Consider the following 21,852-nt stretch of genomic DNA (forward strand, 5'->3'; position numbering starts at 1 on the left):
TGTTTATGTGTTGCGGTAATTAATATTTAGCTCCTTTATAATACCGCCCGACCGCACCCCGTAGCACAGGCCAGAAAGATGACAAACAGCAGTGTCAGGGACGGATCTTCATAAAAAGAGTGAGTGACATGGACAACAAACTGAAAAAACATCGTTCCTTATACATCCCATACGCCGGACCCGTTTTACTCGAATTTCCCCTGCTTAACAAAGGCAGCGCCTTCAGCATGGAAGAGCGCGGCAGCTTTAACCTGCTTGGCCTCTTGCCTGAAGTGGTTGAAACCATTGAAGAACAGGCAGAGCGCGCCTGGATCCAGTATCAGGGCTTCAAGACGGAAATCGACAAACACATCTACCTGCGCAACATCCAGGACACCAACGAAACCCTTTTCTATCGCCTGGTACAAAACCATATCGAAGAGATGATGCCGGTGATCTACACCCCGACGGTGGGTGCCGCCTGTGAACGTTTCTCTGAGATCTATCGTCGTTCCCGTGGGGTATTTATCTCTTATCAGAACCGTCACAACATGGACGATATTCTGCAGAACGTGCCAAACCACAATATTAAAGTCATCGTTGTGACCGACGGCGAACGTATTCTGGGTCTTGGTGACCAGGGCATTGGCGGGATGGGGATCCCAATCGGCAAGCTCTCCTTGTATACCGCCTGCGGTGGCATCAGCCCGGCGTATACCCTGCCGGTGGTGTTGGATGTCGGTACCAATAACCAGCAGCTGTTGAACGATCCGCTTTACATGGGCTGGCGTCATCCACGTATTACCGACGATGAGTACTATCAGTTTGTCGACGACTTCATCCAGGCCGTGAAACAGCGTTGGCCGGACGTACTCTTGCAGTTCGAAGACTTTGCGCAGAAGAACGCGATGCCGCTGCTGAACCGTTATCGGGATGAGATCTGCTCGTTCAACGACGATATCCAGGGCACCGCTTCGGTGACCGTAGGCACGCTGATCGCTGCCAGCCGCGCAGCCGGTAGCCAGCTGAGCTACCAGAAAATTGTCTTCCTTGGCGCAGGCTCTGCGGGCTGTGGTATTGCCGAGCAGATTATCGCCCAGACGCAGCGTGAAGGGTTAAGCGAAGAGCTGGCCCGCTCCCGCGTCTTTATGGTTGACCGTTTCGGCCTGCTGACCGACGGTATGCCGAACCTGCTGCCGTTCCAGACCAAGCTGGTGCAGAAGCGCGAAAATCTGAAAAACTGGGATACCGACAACGAAGTCCTTTCCCTGCTGGACGTGGTGCGCAACGTGAAGCCGGATATTCTGATCGGCGTTTCCGGACAAACCGGTCTCTTTACCGAAGAGATCATCCGCGAGATGCACAAGCACTGCGAGCGCCCTATCGTGATGCCGCTGTCTAACCCGACCTCGCGCGTGGAAGCGACGCCGCAGGACATCATCGCCTGGACAGAAGGTAATGCGCTGGTCGCGACCGGCAGTCCGTTCGATCCGGTGGTGTGGAAGGATAAAACCTATCCGATTGCCCAGTGCAACAACTCCTACATCTTCCCGGGCATTGGTCTGGGCGTGATCGCCTCCGGCGCATCCCGCATTACCGACGAAATGCTGATGTCGGCAAGCGAAACCCTGGCGGGCCACTCTCCGCTGGTCAATGATGGCGAAGGTCTGGTGCTGCCAGAGCTGAAAGACATTCACAAGGTGTCACGCGCTATCGCATTCGCGGTAGGTAAAATGGCGCAGCAGCAGGGCGTGGCGGTGAAAACCTCTGCCGACGCGCTGCAGCAGGCCATCGACGACAACTTCTGGAAGCCTGAATACCGCAGCTATCGCCGTACGTCGATTTAATTCTGCGCTTCAACCGTTCCCTCTCCCTCTGGGAGAGGGTTAGGGTGAGGGCAACAGACCGCACCATCGAATACCCACTAGCCAAACCCCGTTTCCCCCGCTACACTCCCTTCATCCATTAACCCACTGAACATATAAGGAGGCCAATTATGCTGTATCGTGAAATTTTCAATGTTTCACATACATTTGGTGATCGCACCAGCTCAAGCGTTATCGGTATCGTGCTGCGATAACTTCTGCTTGAGCGAAGACACCAACCCCTGAAATCCCTTCTCTCGGGCTTACTGAGTTATCGTCAGCGATGTTTGACGAGGCATAAACATGCCTGTAACTCTTGGGTAAGCAACAATGAGCACTTTACTCACTGCACAATCTTTACGCGTTGATACGGCGTTTGGCACGCTCTTCGACTCACTCTCCTTTACGCTGAAAAAAGGCGACCGCATTGGCCTGCTGGGCGACAACGGCTGCGGCAAAAGTACGCTGCTGAAGGTGCTGGACGGCACAGATTCCCCTGCTGCCGGAACGGTAGCGCTGGCCGGGCACTGCCTGATGGCGCGCGTTGAGCAACCTCTCCCGGACGCCATTTTCCCGCTGACCATGCTGGATGCCGTACTCGCACAGCTGGCATTTGCTGAGCGCGACAGCCTGCGCTGGAAAGCCGAAACGCTGCTGGCAAGCATGGGCTTTACGCCGCAGGATATGATGCTGCAATCCGCCACGTTGAGCGGCGGGCAGCATACGCGTCTGCTGCTGGCGCGAGCGTTGATCCACGATCCGGATCTGCTCTTGCTGGACGAACCGAGCAACCACCTCGATTTACCGACCCTGCTGTGGCTGGAACAATTCCTGCAGAACTGGCCCGGGAGCTTCGTGCTGGTCTCGCACGACAGACAGCTGCTGGATGCCGTCACCAACGGCAGCTGGATCCTGCGCGATAAGATGCTGCACTACTTTGCCCTTCCCTGCACGGCGGCACGCAAGGCGCTTGAAGCAAAAGATGAAAGCGACGCGCAGCGCCACAAAGCGGAGCAAAAGGAGATCGACCGCGTCACCGCCAGCGCCAGGCGGCTGGCAACCTGGGGAAAGGTCTACGACAACGAAGACCTTGCCCGCAAAGCCAAACAGATGGAAAAACAGGTCGAACGGCTCAGGGAGAGCCAGACGGCGCTTACGGCGGGCAGTCAGTGGACGTTAACCCTGCGCGGCGACGCGCTGCGGGCAGACCGTCTACTGGAACTGGAAAACCTCGACGTCCCGCCTGCGCCCGGGCTTCCGGCACTGTTTAACATCGAAATGGCACGGCTGAAGAGCGGCGATCGCGTGGCGATTGTCGGTCGTAACGGCTGCGGCAAATCGTCGCTGATGAGGCTTATCTGGCAACAATTTGCCGATGAGCCCGCAGGAAGCGGGCTGAAAATCCATCCGCGCGTGTCGCCAGGCTATTACGACCAAACGCTTAATCAACTGTCGGACTCTGCCACGCTGCTTGACGCACTGGAGCCGTTCGCACCGGATCCGCAGAACCGCAAAATGGCGCTGATAAGCGCGGGTTTCCCGTGGGCGCGTCACGGACAAACCGTCAGCACGCTCAGCGGCGGCGAGCGCTCTCGCCTGCTGTTCGTTGGCCTGACGCTTGCCCGCTATAGCCTGCTGATGCTGGATGAGCCGACCAACCACCTTGATATGGAAGGCAAAGCCGCGCTGGCACAAACCCTTCAGCAGTTCGAAGGCGGCGTGCTGCTGGTCAGCCATGACCGCCAGTTAATCAGCCAAAGCTGCAACCGTTTCTGGCTGATTGAAGAGGGAACGCTGAGCGAATGGCACGATGCCGAAGCGGTGTTTGAGCGGATGCGTGAAAGCGCGGGTCTGGTGACACCCACCGCGCCTGTCATCGCCGCTGAGACAGTTCAACCCTCGCCGTATGACGATCTGCTCGAACGGCTGGTCGCGCTGGAAACGCTGCTGGAAGACGATCTGGCGCGCAAGCCGAAGCATCAAAAGCCGCAGCTGCAGGCGCAATGGCGTAAAGAGATTGAGGAGATAGAAGCACAGCTGTGAGTCTGCGCCCGGCGAGCACCTCGCCGGGCCAGCATTTCCCCCCCTTAATTATTAGAGGATCGCCGTATTCTTAATCTGAAATCGAATCAAATGATGACATTATGTTGCGGCAGCCTTGCATTACCAGGCTAATGTATTAATCCTTAAGGGGTATTACACCTGCTATGCAGATTCTTATCATGAACAAGGAGATACACATGAAGGCTGCTGTTGTCACACAGGACCACCAGGTCAACGTTACCGAAAAAACCTTACGCCCGCTAAAGCACGGGGAAGCCCTGCTGAAGATGGAGTGCTGTGGCGTATGCCATACCGACCTCCACGTGAAGAACGGCGATTTCGGCGATAAAACCGGGGTGATCCTGGGCCATGAAGGGATTGGCATCGTGAAGGAAATCGGCCCCGGCGTGAAATCACTGAAAGTTGGCGATCGTGCCAGCGTGGCGTGGTTTTTCGAAGGCTGCGGCCACTGCGAATATTGTAATACCGGCAACGAAACCCTGTGCCGCGACGTGAAAAACGCCGGTTACTCCGTTGACGGCGGCATGGCGGAAGAGTGCATCGTCACCGCTGACTACGCCGTCAAAGTGCCGGACGGTCTGGATTCTGCAGCGGCCAGCAGCATCACCTGCGCCGGCGTGACCACCTACAAAGCGGTGAAAGTGTCTGGAATCAAACCGGGCCAGTGGATTGCAATTTATGGTCTGGGTGGGCTGGGCAACCTCGCGCTGCAGTACGCCAAAAACGTCTTTAACGCCAAAGTCATCGCCCTTGACGTTAACGACGAACAGCTGAAGCTGGCGGCCAGCATGGGTGCAGATTTGACCATCAACTCCCGCAGCGAAGATGCCGCGAAAATTGTGCAAGAAAAAACGGGCGGCGCACATGCCGCAGTCGTTACTGCCGTCGCAAAAGCCGCATTCAACTCAGCCGTTGATGCCGTACGTGCCGGTGGCCGCGTGGTCGCGGTTGGCCTGCCGCCGGAAGCGATGAGCCTCGACATTCCGCGCCTGGTGCTGGACGGCATTCAGGTGGTCGGTTCGCTTGTCGGCACCCGTCAGGATCTGCAGGAAGCCTTCCAGTTCGCCGCTGAGGGTAAGGTTGTGCCGAAAGTGACGATGCGTCCGCTTGAGGATATCAACGCCATCTTTAAAGAGATGGAACAGGGCCAGATCCGCGGCCGTATGGTTATAGATTTACGTTCATAAGCAGGTATCGCCGGGTAGCGGCTTCGCCCTACCCGGCCTACTGTTACGACGAACGCCGGTCCGAAATCCACTCCTGAACCTCAATCTGGAACGTGTCCGGTGCTTTTCGATACATTTTGCGCGCCAGATCGAGGATGGTATGTCGCGCTAACTCCTCTTCCATTCGCTGCTGCGCGCTGTCCATCACCGAACGTACCCCGCACGGACCGTCACATACCCAGGCAGGCGGCGTTTCATCAAACACGACCAGCCGCTGGCGTATCTCCCTACACTCAAACATATTTTTCTCGCCGTCGATGGCGTGCGTTACGTCCAGCACGGTGATCAGCTCCGCCGGGCGCGCTAGCTGAAAGCCCCCACCCTTGCCTTCCGTACTGATGACCAGACCGGCACGCGACAAGCGGGTGAATATTTTACCGAGATAATCGTACGGCACGCCCTGAAGAGCAGCCATCTCCCTGACGCTCATCTCCCGCTCATTGCCCTTCGCATCCACCATGCACATCAGGCTGTGAATGCCGTATTCCACACCGGAACTGTAAAACGCCATGGTTAACCCCAGTTTGCTGTTCAGGCCATTATAACGATTTTTAACTCAGAAAGAAGTTGTCGCAGTTAACTCCGACAAGTATAGTGGCAGTTATGTCAGGTACACAGCCTGGCGATCAAAAGGATCGAGTATGAAAAAGCAAATTCTAATTGTGGGCAGCGGCTTTTCCGGTATGTGGGCGGCGGTCAGTGCCGCTCGCCTGTCGGCGCTGGAAGGAAAAGATAATCTTAAGATTGCCGTGCTGGCACCTGTTCCTGAGCTGCGCGTTCGCCCACGCTTCTATGAAGAAAAGGTATCAACGCTGGTCGCGCCATTGACCGAACTGTTCGCTGAGCTGGATATTGAATTCATTACCGGGCGTGCGGAACATATTGATACTGATGCAAAAAGGGTAACATGGCGGGATAATCAGGGGATAACATCCTCGGTGACTTACGAACGTTTAGTGCTGGCAACGGGTAGCCAGACCAAACGGCTTTCCATTGCCGGGCTTGCCGAATACGCCTTTGATATCGACCAACTGGAATCGGCGCTGAGATTTGAGCAGCACCTGGATTCACTGACTGCGCGCCCTGACTCCTCAGAACGTAACACCGTTGTGGTCTGCGGCGGCGGCTTCACCGGCATTGAGCTGGCGACCGAACTCCCTGCCCGGCTTCGTTCTCGATTAGGTGAAGATACCAGGATTAAAATAATCGTAGTTGAACGCGGTGCAGTTATCGGTGGACGTTATAGCGAAGCCTTGCGTAAAACCATTGAAGACGCAAGCCGCGAGCTGGGCGTTGAATGGCGTCTTAACAGTGAAGTGGAAGCCATCGACGCAAACGGCGTTACCCTAAAAAATGGTGAACGTATTGCCGCCTCCACCGTGGTCTGGACGGCAGGTGTCGAGGCCAACTCCCTCAGCCAGCAGATTGACGGCGAACGTGACAACCAGGGGCGACTTATCGTTACCGAGTCGTTGCAGGTTCCAGCCCATCCAGACATTTATGCAACGGGCGACATGGCTCACGCCAAAACAGACGATGCGGGCAACACTGCGCTGATGACCTGTCAGCACGCGATCCAGCTTGGAAAATTTGCCGGACACAACGCGGCAGCCAGCCTGCTAAACATCGCGCCATATCCTTATCGTCAGGTGAATTATGTTACCTGCCTGGATTTAGGCGCGTGGGGCGCGGTCTATACCGAGGGCTGGGAACAGGCTGTCAAATCCGTCCGCGAGGAGGCGAAGAAGATCAAAATCGCCATCACGAACGAGCTGATTTATCCGCCAGCAGCAGACAAAACGGTCGCATTTGCCGCCGCCGATCCGCTGGCGAAATTCGTTTAGCCTCATTGCCATCGCCCCGCTAACGGGGCGTTTTTATTTTCAGTTTCCGGCAATCCTTATCTTAATTCCTTTGTTCCCTTGTTTTCCCCAGCGCCCGATGATGAATCCGACGCTAACAAGAAGATAACAAAGGAATTCACCATGCAAACCCCATTTCGTCTGCCACTGCTGACGGCGCTGATTCTGGCGACAACAACAGCCTGGGCAGCAGAAGCGCCCGTCAAAGGCGGCACGCTGATCTATCTGGAGCAACAGGCGCACACTAACCTCTACCCGCCCGCCGGCGGCTTCTACCCGAACGGCGGCATCCTGAACCAAATCACCGACAAGCTGACGTGGCAGAACCCGAAAACGCTGCAGGTGGAACCCTGGGTGGCAGAAAGCTGGACCACCAACGCCGATAAAACCGAATACACCTTTAAGCTTCGGCCCGGCATCACCTTCTCCGACGGCACGCCGCTGGACGCCAGCGCCGTAGCGAAAAATTTTGATACCTACGGTTTAGGCAATAAGGCGCAGCGCCTGCCGGTGTCAGAAGTGATCAATAACTACGATCGTAGCGAAGTCATCGACCCGCTGACCGTGAAGTTCTACTTCAAAAAACCATCGCCGGGGTTTCTGCAGGGCACTGCCACCATTGGCTCAGGTTTGGTCTCGCTCAGCACGCTGAAGCGCAACTTCGAAGAGCTGGGTGATGCCCGCCACATCGTTGGCTCTGGGCCGTTTGTGGTTAAAGACGAAAAGCTCGGGCGCGAAGTGACGCTGGAAGCCCGCAAAGACTACCAGTGGGGACCGAAAAACCTGGCGCAACAGGGGCCAGCGAATCTCGACGGCATCAAGTTTATCGTCACCCAGGAGGACAGCGTGCGCGTCGGCGCTCTGCTGGCGGGTCAGGCCGACTTTATTCGCCAGGTGCAGGCGTATGACGAAAAGCAGGCGACCGATCAGGGCTATAAAATCTATGCAGCGCCTACGCGCGGGGTAAACGACAGCATCAGCTTCCGCCCGGATAACCCACTGGTCTCCGATATCCGCGTGCGCCAGGCACTGCTGCATGCCACCAATGCCAAACAGGTGGTCGAGACCCTCTTTTCGCCTAACTACCCACAGGCGAAGTCGGTGATTGCCGATTCCGCCGCTGGCTTTGTCGATCTCAGCGATAAATTGACCTTTGACCCGGCTAAAGCCAACCGGCTGCTGGACGAGGCGGGCTGGAAAGCGGGAAGCGACGGGATCCGCGCAAAAGACGGTCAACGTCTGGCATTGACGGTATATGAATCCCTGCCGCAGCCGCAAAACAAAGAGGTGCTGCAGCTGGTTGCCCAGCAGTGGCGACAGGTGGGCGTGGCGCTGAGCGTCAAAGCCGGTGACGCAGGCAGCCGCACGCTGGATAACCTTGACCCGCTGAAAACCCCGCTGACCGTCTCCGAAGTGGGCCGCGCCGATCCGGACGTGGTGAAAAGCATGTTCTACCCCGCTAACCGCGACGCGCTGCTGCAAAAAGGCGGCTCCAGCGACAAGGTCAAAAACTTCCGTGACGACAAGCTGAATGAACTGCTGGTGAACATTTCGGCTGAGGTCAATCCACAAAAACGCCTGCAGCTGACGGGAGACGCCCAGCGCTATCTTCTGGACAACGCCTACGTCATTCCGATTTTCGAGGAGCCGCAGGTCTTTGCCGGTGCGCCGTGGTTAAAAGGTGTGAATTTTGAAGCGGTTGGCCGCCCGTCGTTCTACGGCGCGTGGATTGAGAAACACTGAGGAGCTGACGATGCGCCACGCACTTCTTCAACGTCTTGGGCACGGCCTGCTGGTATTGTGGGCTGCCTTTACCCTTTCGTTCGTGTTGCTCCAGGTACTGCCGGGTGACGCGGTGCTGATCAAATTTCAGAACCCGGATCTGGGACTAAGCCCTGCACAAATCGAGGAAATGCGCGTGGCGTACGGCGCGGACAGCCCGCTCTGGCAGCAATATTTTCATACGCTGCTGGCTATGCTGCACGGTGATTTCGGCTACTCCTTGCAGGCTGGCGTACCGGTTAGCGAGCTGATTGCCAGCAACCTGCCGGACACCCTGAGCCTCGCTCTGCCCGCGTTTGTGCTCGCGGTCCTGCTGGCGTTTACGCTGGCCTTTGCCTCCCGCCTGCCGGGTCTGCGCTGGCTGAGTAATACCCTTCAGTCTCTGCCGGTCCTGTTTATCTCATTACCAACGTTCTGGCTGGGGATTGCTCTCATCCAGCTCTTTTCTTTTCAGCTGCGGCTGATCCCGGTGATTAACCCGACGCCGCTGCAGGGGCTGATCCTGCCGATCGTCACCGTCGCCATCCCGATCTCCGCCCCGCTGGCGCAGATTCTGATGCGCACTCTCGACCAGGTGGCGGCGCAGCCGTTTGTCGCCGTCGCCCGGGCCAAAGGGCTGAGCGAAACCGCCGTCCTGTGGCGTCACGTCACCGGTAACGCCCTGCTGCCGGTCCTGAACATTGCCGGGTTGCTGCTGGGCGAACTGATTGCCGGGGCGTTGATCACCGAAACGGTTTTCGGCCGCAGCGGGCTGGGACAGCTGACCCAGCAGGCGGTGAATAACCAGGATATCGCCGTGCTTCAGGCCGTGGTGATGATTTCTGCGCTCGGTTTTGTGCTGATTAACCTGATGGTGGATCTGCTGATGCCGCTCTTCGATCCACGCCTGCAAACTGTTACCGGAGGTGCCTCATGAGTCTGGTCGATTACGCTGCCGCCGCGCGCAAACGCGTCCCGACGTGGCAAGGGCTGCAGTGGCAGCCGGGACTCTGGCTGGCCTGGGCGGTCATTATCGCCGCCGCGCTCGCCGCCGTTGCGCCGGGTCTGTTTACCCACTACAGCCCGATTGAAGGGATTGCCGGGGCGCAGCGTCTGGCTCCGCAGGCCGATCACTGGCTGGGTACCGATCAGCTTGGCCGCGACGTGTACGCCCGCATTGTTTACGGCTCGTCGCATTCGCTGAGCGCCGCGCTGGCCGCCGTCACCATGGGGCTGCTGGTCGGCACCGGGCTGGGCGTGGTAGCCGGGGCGTTCGCCGGGCGCGTCGAATCTCTGCTGATGCGTTTTGTTGACGTATTGCTGTCAATTCCGTCCCTGCTGCTTTCCCTGACCGTGATCATCCTGCTCGGTTTTGGCACCGTCAACGCCGCCATCGCCGTGGGCGTCGCCTCGATTGCCAGCTTTGCCCGCCTGGCGCGCGGTGAAGTCGTGCGCATCCGTCACACGGATTACGTCGAAGCGGCGTACGGCAGCGGCGGAACGTTCTTCGCCGTGCTGTGGCGACACATTCTGCCCAACTCGTTAACCGCCGTCCTCGCCTTCGCCACGCTGCAGTTTGGTCAGGCTATCCTGGCGCTGTCCACGCTGAGCTTCCTCGGTTATGGCACTCCGCCCCCCATTCCGGAATGGGGTTTACTGATTGCCGAAGGCCGTAACTATCTCTCAACCGCCTGGTGGTTAACCACCTTCCCCGGCGTGGTGGTCATCGCCGTGGTGCTGGCCACCAACCGTATCAGCCAGCAGTTTAGCGGAGGTCGCTCATGACCGTTCTCTCAGTGGAAAATTTGACGATTAGCTACCGCACCGCTCGCCAGTGGCAAGAGGTGGTGCATAACGTCAGCTTTACCCTCAAACGGGGGGAAATGCTGGCGTTTGTGGGCGAGTCAGGATCCGGTAAAACGAGCACTGCACAGGCGATCATGGGGTTGCTGGCTGACAACGCCCGGCGTGATGCGGGCAAAATCATCCTCAACGGCGAGGAGATAAGCCAGTGGTCAGCTAAACGTCTCGATACCCTTCGTGGTGCGCGGATTAGCCTCGTCCCGCAGGATCCGGGTAATTCCCTCAACCCGGTGAAAACCATCGGTGCGCAGGTGGGTGAAATAATTGAACTACACCAAAAAGTGACCCACGCCCAGCGTCATGAACAGGTGCTCGCCCTGCTGACTAAAGTGGGGTTGAGCCACCCCGAACAGCGCATGAAACAGTATCCTCATCAGCTCTCCGGCGGTATGAAACAGCGCGTGTTGATTGCCATCGCCATTGCCCTGCGACCGGACGTGATCGTTGCCGACGAGCCGACCAGCGCGCTGGATGTGACGGTGCAAAAGCGCATTCTGGATCTGCTGGACGCCCTTCGCCGGGAGTCCGGTACCGCCGTACTGTTTGTAACACATGACCTGGCGCTGGCCGCACAGCGCGCCGACAGGCTGCTGGTGTTCCGCCACGGTGAAGTGCAGGAGCACGGCGCGACCGTTGATATCGCCCGCGCCCCGCAGCATGCCTATACCCGCCAGCTGTTAAGCGATTTACAGGGGCAGCGCCTGACTATCGCGCCGGTCTCGGGACGTCCGCTGGCCTCGCCTGCCATTCGCGCGCTGTCCATCAGCAAGCAGTTCTCGTTGGGTAAAGGGCATCAGCTGCAGGCGCTGGACGACGTCAGTTTTGACGTCACGCGCGGCAGCACGCACGCGTTAGTCGGCGAATCGGGATCGGGAAAAACCACCCTTGCCCGCATTTTGCTCGGGTTTGAGCAGGCGGACAGCGGGCGGGTGATTATCGATGATATTGATGCCACTACGCTCAGCCGGGAGGCGCGTCGACAGCTGCGTCAGAAGATCCAGTTCGTCTACCAGAACCCGTTTGCCTCGCTCGATCCGCATCAGTCGCTGTTTGAGATTATTGAAGAGCCGTTGAAAAATTTCGCCCGTCTCAATAAAGCGGAGCGTAGGACCCGCGTGGAGACGGTTGCGCAGCGGGTGGCTCTGCCGCTTGACGTGCTGGGGCGTACGGCGCGGGAACTCTCCGGTGGCCAGCGCCAGCGCGTGGCCATTGCCCGGGCGCTGATCCTGGAGCCGACCCTTATCGTTCTGGATGAAGCTACTTCCGCGCTGGACGTTACCGTGCAGGCGCAAATTCTGGCGCTTCTCCAGCAGCTGCAGCAACAGCTTGGGCTGACCTATCTCTTTATCACACACGATCTGGCAACGGTTCGCCGCATAGCCCACACCGTCACCGTGCTGCAGGGCGGTAAAGTCATCGAGCATGGCGCCGTTGAGACGTTGTTCAACGCCCCGCAGAACGACTATACCCGCGAACTGATCGACGCTATTCCCCATTTTTCACCCGCTACGGAGGAGTTCGCATGACGCGAAAACGCCTGGGCTTTTTCACTCGCCTGCTTGACGACGCCACGCCAAAGGAGCGATATCGACTGGCAACCGAACAGATCCGCCACGCCGAACGCCACGGTTTTGACAGCGCCTGGATTGCGCAGCATCACTTTCATGAAAACGAAGGCGGGCTGCCGTCGCCGCTGCTGTTTTTGGCACACGTTGCCGCACATACCGAAACCATCCGCCTGGGTACGGCCATCATTACCCTGCCGATGGAAAACCCGCTCCGCGTCGCAGAAGATGCCGCCGTGCTCGATTTACTCGCCAATGGACGTCTTGAAGTCGGTTTTGGTTCCGGCGGCACGCCGACCTCTTTTCTGCCCTTTGGCCTGACGTTTGAAGAACGCGGCGCGGTCTTCGCTGACCATTTGCACGCGATCCAAAGCGCGTGGCGCGGGGATTCACTGACCCATCCGGATAACCACCTTTACCCGCCTGCGCCACAGCTGGCCGACCGTATCTGGATTGCCACGTTCTCCGTCGACGGTGCCGTGCGCGCCGCGCGGGCCGGTCATGGGCTGATGCTGTCTCGTACCCAGCCTCGCCCCGCTGAACAGTTAGATTTAACGCTCGACCAAATCCAAAACCCGATTGTTGACGCCTATCTTGACGCGCTACCCGCCGGTATCGCGCCACGGATCCTGGCCTCACGTACGGCGTTCGTCGCCGACAGCGATGACTATGCGCTGAAGGTGGCCACGCCGGGCCTAACCCGACAGGCGCAGCAGCATCGCGCGGCGGGACACAGGGTAACAGGTGACACCGTCACGGATTATCGCAGACAGTTCGATGCACATATCGGGTCGCCGGAAACGGTACTGAACTCGCTTAAAGCGGACGGCATCCTGGCGCGCGCCACGGATATCTCATTCCAGGTGCATTCGGTAGAACCTTCGCACCGGGACACCCTACGATCGATTGAATTGATTGCAGAACACATCGCCCCCCACATTGTTTGAGGAGACACGTATGGCTTTAAGTCAGGATATTCTCGCCGAACTGGCGGAAATCGTGCCCGGTTCGCCGCTGGCAGAGGCGCGGGCCACGCGGGACGCCGCCACACGCCACGCTCAGGGCAGTTATGAGATTTTATTCAGCCAGCAGGATGCAGCATTTGCGCTGGATGAACGCTTTGCCGTGGCGGCGAAGGTCGCAAAATGGCACAACTCAGAGGCGCTGGCGGCGCACTATGCCGGATTTGGGCTGGCCGATCCGACCTCCGGGCGCCTGACCGCTGCGCTGAACTTTCCCCGTCTGCTCACCTTCTCACCTGTCGACGCCACACCCGGTGCGTTACAGGCGCTTGTAAAGGCGGGATGGAGCAAAGACGGCATTGTCGCCCTTGCTCAGTTGATCGCCTTCGTCAGTTTCCAGAGCCGACTCATTGCCGGTCTGCGTTTACTGAATGATAAACCCATTGCGGCCAGCGATACGCCCGTCGTTGCGGGGGCATGGCACACCAACGCAGCCACTGCCACGGGTAAAGCGGCCCCCGTTGCGTTCACCCAGCAAGAGCTGGGCTGGGAGCCATGGATTGCCGCTAAACCTCTGGCAGAATTTAATGATGATGAAGTGACCATTCTCGCAAAATTTGGCCATACGGAATCTGACTATTTCCGCCTGCTGGGGCGCAACCTGCCGGTTCTGGAACAGCGCACGTTAACGGATAAAGGGATTTTTTACACGCCGGGAGGATTACCGCGCGCTGAACGCGAACTGGCCGCGACGGTAGCCAGTAAAATCAACGGCTGCATTTACTGCGCATCTGTCCATGCGCGCAAAGCGAGCCAGCTGTCAAAGGACGACGGCGCGGTGGAAACCCTTCTGGCCGTCAGGCCGGGACGCGCCCTGAGCGAGGGGCAGTCTGCGCGCTGGCAGGCTGAAATCAACTATGCGGCGGCGCTGTCGGTCACGCCACCGGCCGCCACGCCGGGCCATCTGGCTGAGCTGGAAAAACAGAGACTGGATACGCTTGAACAGCTCGATCTGCTGCAATCCGCCGCGTTCTTTGCCTGGGCCAACCGTCTGATGTTGACCCTGGGCGAGCCCTGGCTTCCCTAAAAAAATCAGGCCAGCGCCCGCGCGTTGGCCTGACGCTTTTTGGCGCAGAGATGGCCATACATCAACAGCGAGGTCATCGCAGCGAAGGACAACAACGCCGCCGGTAGCGTGACATAGCTCCAGCTAAAGCCGCGCGTAATCATCATCCCACCAAAGTATGCCCCTACAGCGCTACCCAGATTAAAGGCCATCTGTCCGCCCGCCGCCCCGAGCATTTCACCCCCTTTCGCATTCTGCAGCAGAAGAATTTGCAGCGGTGCGGAAAGTGCAAACAGGCCTGCACAGCAGACAAAGCCCATCAACAGCGAGGCCGTTTTCAGTTCGCCAAAGGCGAAAAGCAGCAACAGTGAGGCGACAATGACCATGTCGGTGGTGGCAGCAATGCGCAACGGGCTAAACCGCCCGGAGAGTTTTCCGCTCAGCAGATTGCCCAACACCATGCCGAGCCCCATCAGCATCATTATGACGGTCATCATGCCTTCGGAGAAACCCGATACATTGACCATAAACGGCTTAACGAAGCTGAACCAGGCGAACACGCCAGCGTTGCCAAACATGGTGGCGGCGAAAATCAGCCAGGGCTCCGGTTTCTTCAGAAAGTGGAACTGCGCGGTCAATGTGATCTCTGATTTATCGTGCAGAGTGGGCACCCACAGCAACACGGAGAGGATCACCAGCACATCAAAGGCAGCAATCAGGAAAAAGGTATAGCGCCAGCTGTACTCATGCCCAAGCCATGTCCCGAGCGGTACGCCGACAAGATTGGCAACGGTCATTCCGGCGATCATACCGGCCACCGCGACCGTGACTTTTCCCGGCGGCGCAATTTTGGAGAGGATTATCGCCCCTACGCCGAAAATCGCGCCGTGAGGGAATCCGGAAATTAAGCGGCCTGTCGCCAGCCCGACGTAAGAATGTGAAAGGCTGAATATGGCATTCCCGATGACGCACATCGCCACCAGGAACAATAATGTTGATTTCAGAGAGAACCGGCTGGAAAACAGCGCCACTATCGGTGCGCCTATCACCACGCCGAAGGCGTAAAAGGAGATCATGTTCCCGGCAGAGGGAATCGAAATCCCGGTGTCCTTCGCCAGTTCCGTCAACACGCCCATCACGCCGAATTCGGCCATTCCAAGACCAAACGTACCAAGCGCCAACGAAAAAATTGTTTTTTTCATACCACGACCACGGGTTAACTATTCGCGACGAGCATTATCAAACAATCTGGTATGGTGAGCCAGTTCAAATCAGTTGGCTGACAGGTTAATCCATTCATTCAGGTGAGGCTGTGAATACCGTTAGCCTAAAACAACGATGCCAAGTCGCTCCATCAACTGGGAAACCTGATAGCTGTCCAGTTTGACGCCCTGCAAATCAATACCCCGCACGTCCAGATCACCCAGTTCTGAATTGGTCAGATCGCAGTGGGTAAAATTGGCCGCTCGCCAGTCAAAGGATGAGAACTCGCCCCCAGACAGATCCGAGCCGCTAAAGGTAGCGCCAAGTATCTGCGCGCCGTTCCAGCGGTTTTCCCACAGTTCGCATTTTTCCAGAACCACCTTCGAAAAATTGGCATAGCTCAGGTTGCTTTTTGTGATGTAAGCACAGCAAAACCAGGTACGGGTGGTGATCATGTTCATAAAACTGGCCCCGCGGAAATCGGCCCCTTGCGCCCTGCATTCACGGATTTCGATGCCTAATGCATTTGAATGCCTGAAATCCGCCATCGATAAATCGCAGCTTTTGAAAATAGCATCTTTAAGTTGCGCCCGATTAAAGTTACCGCCCTGCTGGCTTTCCCGGTCATAGAACTGACAGCCGATAAACTCCGAGCTGGTTAAATCCGTACCGGAAAAGTCGCAGTTACGAAAGATTGCATTCTCAATTTTCTCGCCGGTAAAACGGTTACGACCTATTTTTTCGCCTTCAAAAATCAATGCCATGGCACCACCCTGTTTATTTATACAGTCCTTCACACCATTCTAACCCGTTATCTGATGAAGGGAAACACGCTTATCAGACACGTATGTCAAAAATTCCCGCGAAGGTTGCCGGCCAGCATTACACTTCAAAGTGTTAGTTCCTTCCAGGCACATCACCCGATTCGGAGATGAGGATTATCATGGGAAACGCAAAACAGAATAAAACGAAAGCAGTGACCGTGACCAAAGCCAGCGTAGACAGGGAGGTTAAACCCGCGCTGAAGACCAAAGAGTATGAACAAGAGCTTCGTCGCCTTCACGTGGAACTGGTTAAACTCCAGCAGTGGGTCGTCGCCAAAGGATTAAAGGTCTGTATTGTGTTTGAAGGACGCGACGGTGCCGGTAAAGGCGGCACCATCAAAGCAATCACCGAGCGCGTCAGCCCGCGCGTCTTCCGCGTTGTCGCGTTGCCCGCCCCCACCGATAAAGAGAAAAGCCAGCTCTACTTCCAGCGTTACGTGCCGCATCTGCCCTCTGCCGGTGAAATCGTCATCTTTGACCGCAGCTGGTATAACCGCGCGGGCGTCGAGCGCGTGATGGGGTTCTGTACCGAGGAGCAGGTGGAGAAATTTTTGGACGGCACGCCGGTCATGGAAAAAGCGATGGTGGATGCCGGAATTATCCTGCTGAAATACTGGCTGGAAGTCACACCCAAAGAGCAGGAGCGCCGTCTGCGCGATCGCATTAACGATGGTCGTAAGCTCTGGAAGCTGTCCCCGATGGACATTAAATCTTTCAACCTTTGGGATGAATACACAGTTGCCCGCGACGCGATGTTTAAAGCCACCGACACCGCCTGGGCACCGTGGTTTGTGGCGCGTTCAGAAGATAAAAAGCGCGTGCGGCTAAATATTATTTCGCACCTGCTTAAACAGATCCCATATAAAGACATTCACGTCGAAAAGGTCGACTTGCCGAAGCGTAAAATTGGCAAGGTAAAACCCACGAAATACCCGTTCAGGTATGTGGAGGAGCGGTTCTGATATTACTGGAAGACGGCTCGCAGAATGGAGATTACCAGGTTAAACGGTATTGTTTTTTGTTGGCTGCGGTTGATAATGACCGCACCAACAAAGGAGATACCGATGAAACACACAGCAAACCACGCCCACTCCCGACGCATAAAACCAACAGCCCCGTCGCGCCACACCCCGCCAGACCTCGTTGCCCCGCGACAGCCATCAGAAGCAGATCGTTCATTTATTCGGTCAATGAATGAGTTTGTAGAAAAACAGGGAACCATTACTGATGATGAGTTTTTTAGGGTGCTTTAATGCTGAGACAATTCAATGTTTACCGTAATACATCTACGGCAACCCGTGAAAAGCTTCCCTACTATATGCTCATTCAGGATGATTGTTATGACGATCTTGCCACGCGCGTAATTGTACCGCTTGCGAAGAATAATAAGTTACCGTTATGGCAGAGCCATCTGGCTCCCCGCATTAATATCGATTTTGAAACGTTTCTTATTTATTCACCAATGATAACAAACCTTAACAACGACAAAATTAACCCTAAAGACTTTGTTTGTAATTTACGCAACGCACGTCATGATGTTATAGCGGCAATTGATCGTTTATTGACTAACACATGAGGCCAGCCGGTCAGGCAGTTGAGCTGTCTGCGCAAGCGCAGCGCCGCCGGGCAAAGCCGACGGCGCAGGTCTTACTTCATCCCTTCCGTACTCTCTTTTTTCGCTTCCAGACTTTCCACATCACGATACCAGCGCGGGTGGTGCTTCTGCGCCCAGCGGCGGCTCACCTTCCCTTCAATCATCCCTTTAATCGATCCTTTCACCCAGAACGCCATATACATATGGATCAGGATGGCATGGATCAGAATGATGGCCGACGTGGCGTGGATGAGCAGCGCATAGCGAATCACCTGAATCGGGAAATACTGCGCAAAATAAGGACGCCAGATAATCACCCCGGTCACCAGCAGCACAAAAATCATGCTCATGATGGTCCAGAACATCATTTTCTGCCCGGCGTTGTATTTGCCCACCTTTGCGACTTTATGCTCGTTGCCTTTCAGGACTTCAACAATCCCTTTCACCCATGGGATGTCCTGCTTGTCCGGGATGTTGTGATGAACAAAACGCACGAACATAAACATCAGCACCACGAAAATCAGCACGCCGAAGAATGGGTGCAGAATTCGCCCCATCTGCGGCGTACCGAAGGTTTCGGTCAGCCACTGCAGTGTCGGGAAGAAAAACGAGATCCCGGATACCGCCACCAGGAAGAAGCAGATCACCACCGTCCAGTGACAGGCGCGGTCGATAAACTTCGTGCGCACAATCATTTTCGACTTACTCATGGTGTTCCTCCTCCTCGTCGTCATCCACCTCTTTGTTTGGCCCGATCCCAATGTAGTGATAAATCAGCCCGGCAAAAGTGGCGATAAAGCCCGCCGCCGAGAGCGGTTTGAGAGCCCCTTTCCACAGGTTGATCGAGGTATCGATCGCCGGATCTTTCGGCAGATTGTGGTACAGCTCCGGCTGGTCGTTATGGTGCAGCACATACATCACGTGCGTACCGCCCACGCCCTGCGGGTTATAAATGCCTGCATTCTCGTACCCGCGCGCTTTCAACTTGTCCACCCGCTCCTGCGCCACGTCCAGCATCTCTTTCTTGGTGCCGAAGTGGATAGCGCCGGTGGGACAGGTCTTGACGCAGGCAGGCTCCTGCCCGACGCTGACGCGGTCCACGCACAGGGTGCATTTGTATACCCGGTTATCCTCTTTATTGAGGCGCGGGATATTAAACGGACAGCCCGCAATGCAATACCCGCAGCCGATGCAGTTGTCCTGCTGGAAGTCGACGATCCCGTTGGCGTACTGAATAATTGCACCGGCAGACGGGCACGCCTTCAGGCAGCCCGGATCTTCGCAGTGCATACAGCCGTCTTTGCGGATCAGCCATTCCAGCCTGCCGTTCTGGTCGGTTTCGCTAAAACGCATCACCGTCCATGATTTGGCGCTCAGATCCGCCGGATTGTCGTAGACGCCAACGCAGTGCCCGACCTCATCGCGGATATCGTTCCACTCCGAACAGGCCACCTGGCAGGCTTTACAGCCCACGCAGGAGGAGACATCGATAAGCTTGGCGACCTCTGCCTTATAATCCCGCGCGCGAGGTGCGGGCGTTATCGGGTTGGTCGCGGAGCGTTTGATAATGTCTTGTGTTTCCATCGCCATTGAATCGCTCCTTACGCTTTCTCGATGTTGACCAGAAACGCCTTGTACTCCGGCGTTTGCGAGTTGGAATCGCCGACGTTAGGCGTCAGGGTGTTGGCGATGTAGCCTTTCTGCGCCACGCCCTCAAAGCCCCAGTGCAGCGGAATACCCACGGTTTCAACCTGCTGACCGTGCACGTTCAGCGACTGCAGGCGGCGAGTGACCACGGCAACGGCGCGAATAAAGCCGCGCTTGCTGCTGACCGTGACGCGATCGCCGTTGGCAATGCCTTTCGCTTTCGCCAGCGTTTCGCTGATTTCCACAAACTGTTCCGGCTGCGCGATAGCGTTAAGCCGCGCGTGCTTGGTCCAGGTGTGAAAATGCTCGGTCAGGCGGTAGGTCGTTCCGACGTATGGGAATTTGTCCTTTTTGCCCAGGCGCAGCACGTCCTCTTCGTAAATACGCACCACCGGGCTGGAGATCACGTTCGGGTGCAGCGGGTTAGTCCCCAGCGGCGTTTCCATCGGCTCGTAGTGTTCCGGGAAAGGCCCTTCCGCCAGCTTGTCGAGGGCAAACAGGCGTCCCAGTCCTTCCGGCTGCATGATAAACGGCCCGGTGTTGCTGCCCGGCGCGGCGGTGTTGTAGTCCGGGATATCGTTCCCCGCCCACTTCGCGCCGTTCCACTGAATCAGCATACGTTTCGGATCCCACGGCTTGCCGTTTACGTCCGCAGACGCGCGGTTGTACAGCACGCGACGGTTCAGCGGCCACGCCCATGCCCAGCCCAGCGTATTGCCGAGGCCCGACGGGTCGGCGTTATCGCGGTTGGCCATCTGGTTACCCTGCTCTGTCCAGCTGCCGGTGTAGATCCAGCAGGACGACGCGGTCGTGCCGTCATCGCGCAGCAGTGCGAAGCTGTTCAGCAGTTGACCTTTCTTCGCCACCAGGTTGCCGCTCGCGTCATAGAGATCCGCCAGCGCCACGCCGTTGTTCTCTTTGGCGACTTCCTCTGACTCAGGATGGTCAGGCTGCTTGTAGTCCCAGCCCATCTTCAGCAGTGGCTCCGCGCCTTTGCCACCTTCAGTGCGGTACATTTCGCGCAGGCGATGGTAAATCCCGGCGAGGATCTCACCGTCATTACGCGCTTCGCCGGGCGCATCCTGACCTTTCCAGTGCCACTGCAGCCAGCGGCCGGAGTTGGCAATAGAACCATCCTCTTCTGCAAAGCAGGTAGACGGCAGGCGGAACACTTCGGTCTGAATCGACGCCGGATCGACATCGTTTGATTCCCCGTGGTTCTGCCAGAAGGTGGAAGTCTCGGTCACCAGCGGATCGATAACCACCATGTACTTCAGCTTGCTCAGGCTGCGAACAACTTTGTTTTTGTCCGGGAAGGAGGCCACCGGGTTGAAGCCCTGGCAGATATAGCCCGTGACGTTGCCCTTATCCATCATGTTGAAATACTTGATGACGTCGTAGGCCTGGTCCCACTTAGGCAGCCACTCAAAGCCCCAGTCGTTCTCCTTCTGCGCCGCGTCACCGTAGAAGGATTTCATCAGGCTGACGTAGAACTTCGGATAATTGCTCCAGTAGTTCACCTGATCCGGCAGCGTCGCCTTAGGCGTATTCGCCGCCAGATAGGTCTGCAGATCGGCCTGCTTCTCAGACGGTAGCGTCAGGTAGCCTGGCAGGCTGGTCGACAGCAGGCCGAGGTCGGTCAGGCCCTGGATGTTGGAGTGACCGCGCAGCGCGTTCACGCCGCCACCGGCCATACCCATGTTGCCGAGCAGGAGCTGGATCATCGCCATGGTGCGGATGTTCTGCGCGCCAACGGTATGCTGCGTCCAGCCCAGCGCGTACAGGAACGTGGTGGTTCTGTCGGCGGCGCTGGTTGAGGCCAGCACTTCGCACACCTTCAGGAAATCAGCTTTTGGCGTGCCGCAGATGTTTTCCACCACGTCAGGCGTATAGCGGGATACATGCTCTTTCAGCAGATTCCACACGCAGCGCGGGTGCGTTAGCGTTTCATCACGCATCGCGTAGCCGTTTTCATCGAACTGATAGTTCCAGGACGATTTATCGTACTGGCGTTTTTCGGCGTCATAGCCGCTAAACAGCCCGTCATCAAAGGCAAAATCATCCCGCACCAGCAGGTTCGCGTTGGTGTAGTGCTTAACGTATTCCGCGTTAATTTTGTTATTTTCGATCAGGTACAACAGCACGCCGGACAGGAACGTGATGTCCGTACCGGAGCGGATCGGCGCATAGATATCGGCCACCGATGCCGTACGCGTAAAGCGCGGATCGACGACGATCAGCGTCGCATCGTTGTTGTTTTTTGCTTCCATCGCCCAGCGGAAACCCACAGGGTGTGCTTCAGCGGCGTTACCGCCCATCACCACCACGACGTTAGCGTTTTTGATATCAACCCAGTGGTTGGTCATCGCAC

General features: G+C 57.0%; 18 protein-coding genes. 12 read left to right on the plus strand and 6 right to left on the minus strand.

The window, feature by feature from the left end; genetic code table 11:
- Positions 1-128 precede the first annotated feature (128 nt).
- The 3 genes from ENTMO_RS0112640 to adhP all read left to right on the plus strand — a co-directional run bounded on the left by ENTMO_RS0112640 (position 129) and on the right by adhP (position 5,095).
- Positions 129-1,826, plus strand: coding sequence for an NAD-dependent malic enzyme (locus tag ENTMO_RS0112640; protein ID WP_010431344.1), 1,698 nt, complete (start codon positions 129-131; stop codon positions 1,824-1,826).
- Positions 1,827-2,174: 348 nt separating this feature from the next.
- Complete coding sequence (locus ENTMO_RS0112650) at positions 2,175-3,887, plus strand: ABC-F family ATP-binding cassette domain-containing protein (protein WP_010431348.1); 1,713 nt, start codon at positions 2,175-2,177, stop codon at positions 3,885-3,887.
- A gap of 197 nt (positions 3,888-4,084) precedes the next feature.
- Positions 4,085-5,095, plus strand: a complete 1,011-nt coding sequence (gene adhP / locus ENTMO_RS0112655) for an alcohol dehydrogenase AdhP (RefSeq protein WP_010431351.1) — start codon at positions 4,085-4,087, stop codon at positions 5,093-5,095.
- Between the two features lie 43 nt (positions 5,096-5,138).
- Here the strand turns inward: adhP and ENTMO_RS0112660 are convergent, their stop codons facing one another.
- Positions 5,139-5,645, minus strand: a complete 507-nt coding sequence (locus ENTMO_RS0112660; RefSeq protein ID WP_010431354.1) for an RrF2 family transcriptional regulator — start codon at positions 5,643-5,645, stop codon at positions 5,139-5,141.
- Between the two features lie 130 nt (positions 5,646-5,775).
- Here ENTMO_RS0112660 and ENTMO_RS0112665 point away from each other — a divergent pair, with 130 nt between their 5' ends.
- The 7 genes from ENTMO_RS0112665 (at position 5,776) to ENTMO_RS0112695 (ending at position 14,234) form a co-directional block, all read left to right on the plus strand.
- Positions 5,776-6,978 carry an NAD(P)/FAD-dependent oxidoreductase gene (locus ENTMO_RS0112665; protein ID WP_010431356.1) on the plus strand — a complete coding sequence of 401 codons (1,203 nt, stop codon included), beginning with the start codon at positions 5,776-5,778 and terminating at the stop codon, positions 6,976-6,978.
- A 141-nt stretch (positions 6,979-7,119) separates the two neighbouring features.
- Positions 7,120-8,739 (plus strand): TIGR04028 family ABC transporter substrate-binding protein, encoded by a 1,620-nt coding sequence (locus ENTMO_RS0112670; RefSeq protein WP_010431360.1) that lies wholly within the window; start codon positions 7,120-7,122, stop codon positions 8,737-8,739.
- Between the two features lie 10 nt (positions 8,740-8,749).
- Positions 8,750-9,694 carry an ABC transporter permease gene (locus ENTMO_RS0112675; RefSeq protein ID WP_010431364.1) on the plus strand — a complete coding sequence of 315 codons (945 nt, stop codon included), beginning with the start codon at positions 8,750-8,752 and terminating at the stop codon, positions 9,692-9,694.
- Positions 9,691-10,542: an ABC transporter permease gene (locus ENTMO_RS0112680; RefSeq protein ID WP_010431366.1), complete on the plus strand. Its 852-nt coding sequence runs from the start codon at positions 9,691-9,693 to the stop codon at positions 10,540-10,542. The genes ENTMO_RS0112675 and ENTMO_RS0112680 overlap by 4 nt, the downstream gene beginning before the upstream one ends.
- The gene (locus tag ENTMO_RS0112685; RefSeq protein ID WP_010431368.1) at positions 10,539-12,146 is read left to right on the plus strand and encodes a dipeptide ABC transporter ATP-binding protein; all 1,608 of its coding nucleotides are present in this window, start codon (positions 10,539-10,541) and stop codon (positions 12,144-12,146) included. Before ENTMO_RS0112680 ends, ENTMO_RS0112685 begins: the two co-directional genes overlap by 4 nt.
- Positions 12,143-13,132 carry a putative FMN-dependent luciferase-like monooxygenase gene (locus ENTMO_RS0112690; protein ID WP_010431371.1) on the plus strand — a complete coding sequence of 330 codons (990 nt, stop codon included), beginning with the start codon at positions 12,143-12,145 and terminating at the stop codon, positions 13,130-13,132. Before ENTMO_RS0112685 ends, ENTMO_RS0112690 begins: the two co-directional genes overlap by 4 nt.
- A 10-nt stretch (positions 13,133-13,142) precedes the next feature.
- Positions 13,143-14,234: an alkylhydroperoxidase domain protein gene (locus tag ENTMO_RS0112695; protein ID WP_010431374.1), complete on the plus strand. Its 1,092-nt coding sequence runs from the start codon at positions 13,143-13,145 to the stop codon at positions 14,232-14,234.
- A 5-nt stretch (positions 14,235-14,239) separates the two neighbouring features.
- On the opposite strand, the gene araJ is transcribed toward ENTMO_RS0112695, so the two are convergent.
- The gene (araJ, locus tag ENTMO_RS0112700; protein ID WP_010431376.1) at positions 14,240-15,415 is read right to left on the minus strand and encodes an MFS transporter AraJ; all 1,176 of its coding nucleotides are present in this window, start codon (positions 15,413-15,415) and stop codon (positions 14,240-14,242) included.
- Positions 15,416-15,535: 120 nt separating this feature from the next.
- Positions 15,536-16,180, minus strand: coding sequence for a quinolone resistance pentapeptide repeat protein QnrE3 (locus tag ENTMO_RS0112705; RefSeq protein WP_010431379.1), 645 nt, complete (start codon positions 16,178-16,180; stop codon positions 15,536-15,538).
- Between the two features lie 179 nt (positions 16,181-16,359).
- Here ENTMO_RS0112705 and ppk2 point away from each other — a divergent pair, with 179 nt between their 5' ends.
- Positions 16,360-17,202 carry a polyphosphate kinase 2 gene (ppk2, locus tag ENTMO_RS0112710; RefSeq protein WP_010431382.1) on the plus strand — a complete coding sequence of 281 codons (843 nt, stop codon included), beginning with the start codon at positions 16,360-16,362 and terminating at the stop codon, positions 17,200-17,202.
- A gap of 290 nt (positions 17,203-17,492) precedes the next feature.
- Positions 17,493-17,816 (plus strand): CcdB family protein, encoded by a 324-nt coding sequence (locus ENTMO_RS25270; protein ID WP_010431384.1) that lies wholly within the window; start codon positions 17,493-17,495, stop codon positions 17,814-17,816.
- 71 nt (positions 17,817-17,887) lie between these two features.
- Here ENTMO_RS25270 and fdnI read toward each other — a convergent pair whose 3' ends face one another.
- The 3 genes from fdnI to fdnG all read right to left on the minus strand — a co-directional run.
- On the minus strand, positions 17,888-18,544 hold the full coding sequence (fdnI, locus tag ENTMO_RS0112715) for a formate dehydrogenase-N subunit gamma (protein WP_010431387.1): 657 nt from the start codon (positions 18,542-18,544) through the stop codon (positions 17,888-17,890).
- Positions 18,537-19,424, minus strand: coding sequence for a formate dehydrogenase subunit beta (gene fdxH, locus ENTMO_RS0112720; RefSeq protein WP_010431389.1), 888 nt, complete (start codon positions 19,422-19,424; stop codon positions 18,537-18,539). The genes fdnI and fdxH overlap by 8 nt, the downstream gene beginning before the upstream one ends.
- An 11-nt stretch (positions 19,425-19,435) precedes the next feature.
- Positions 19,436-21,852, minus strand: a 2,417-nt coding sequence (gene fdnG / locus ENTMO_RS0112725) for a formate dehydrogenase-N subunit alpha (RefSeq protein ID WP_010431391.1), incomplete at its 5' end; no start/stop codon positions are given.

The sequence above is a fragment of the Enterobacter mori LMG 25706 genome (assembly GCF_000211415.1).
Classification (GTDB): domain Bacteria; phylum Pseudomonadota; class Gammaproteobacteria; order Enterobacterales; family Enterobacteriaceae; genus Enterobacter; species Enterobacter mori.

Coding starts and splice junctions, on each gene's coding strand:
- ENTMO_RS0112665 (WP_010431356.1), top strand. CDS start 5,776: ATGAAAAAGCAAATTCTAATTGTGGGCAGCGGCTTTTCCGGTATGTGG.
- ENTMO_RS25270 (WP_010431384.1), top strand. CDS start 17,493: ATGCTGAGACAATTCAATGTTTACCGTAATACATCTACGGCAACCCGT.
- ENTMO_RS0112695 (WP_010431374.1), top strand. CDS start 13,143: ATGGCTTTAAGTCAGGATATTCTCGCCGAACTGGCGGAAATCGTGCCC.
- ENTMO_RS0112680 (WP_010431366.1), top strand. CDS start 9,691: ATGAGTCTGGTCGATTACGCTGCCGCCGCGCGCAAACGCGTCCCGACG.
- ENTMO_RS0112650 (WP_010431348.1), top strand. CDS start 2,175: ATGAGCACTTTACTCACTGCACAATCTTTACGCGTTGATACGGCGTTT.
- ENTMO_RS0112670 (WP_010431360.1), top strand. CDS start 7,120: ATGCAAACCCCATTTCGTCTGCCACTGCTGACGGCGCTGATTCTGGCG.
- ENTMO_RS0112685 (WP_010431368.1), top strand. CDS start 10,539: ATGACCGTTCTCTCAGTGGAAAATTTGACGATTAGCTACCGCACCGCT.
- fdxH (WP_010431389.1), bottom strand. CDS start 19,424: ATGGCGATGGAAACACAAGACATTATCAAACGCTCCGCGACCAACCCG.
- ppk2 (WP_010431382.1), top strand. CDS start 16,360: ATGGGAAACGCAAAACAGAATAAAACGAAAGCAGTGACCGTGACCAAA.
- ENTMO_RS0112640 (WP_010431344.1), top strand. CDS start 129: ATGGACAACAAACTGAAAAAACATCGTTCCTTATACATCCCATACGCC.
- ENTMO_RS0112690 (WP_010431371.1), top strand. CDS start 12,143: ATGACGCGAAAACGCCTGGGCTTTTTCACTCGCCTGCTTGACGACGCC.
- ENTMO_RS0112660 (WP_010431354.1), bottom strand. CDS start 5,645: ATGGCGTTTTACAGTTCCGGTGTGGAATACGGCATTCACAGCCTGATG.
- ENTMO_RS0112675 (WP_010431364.1), top strand. CDS start 8,750: ATGCGCCACGCACTTCTTCAACGTCTTGGGCACGGCCTGCTGGTATTG.
- araJ (WP_010431376.1), bottom strand. CDS start 15,415: ATGAAAAAAACAATTTTTTCGTTGGCGCTTGGTACGTTTGGTCTTGGA.
- adhP (WP_010431351.1), top strand. CDS start 4,085: ATGAAGGCTGCTGTTGTCACACAGGACCACCAGGTCAACGTTACCGAA.
- ENTMO_RS0112705 (WP_010431379.1), bottom strand. CDS start 16,180: ATGGCATTGATTTTTGAAGGCGAAAAAATAGGTCGTAACCGTTTTACC.
- fdnI (WP_010431387.1), bottom strand. CDS start 18,544: ATGAGTAAGTCGAAAATGATTGTGCGCACGAAGTTTATCGACCGCGCC.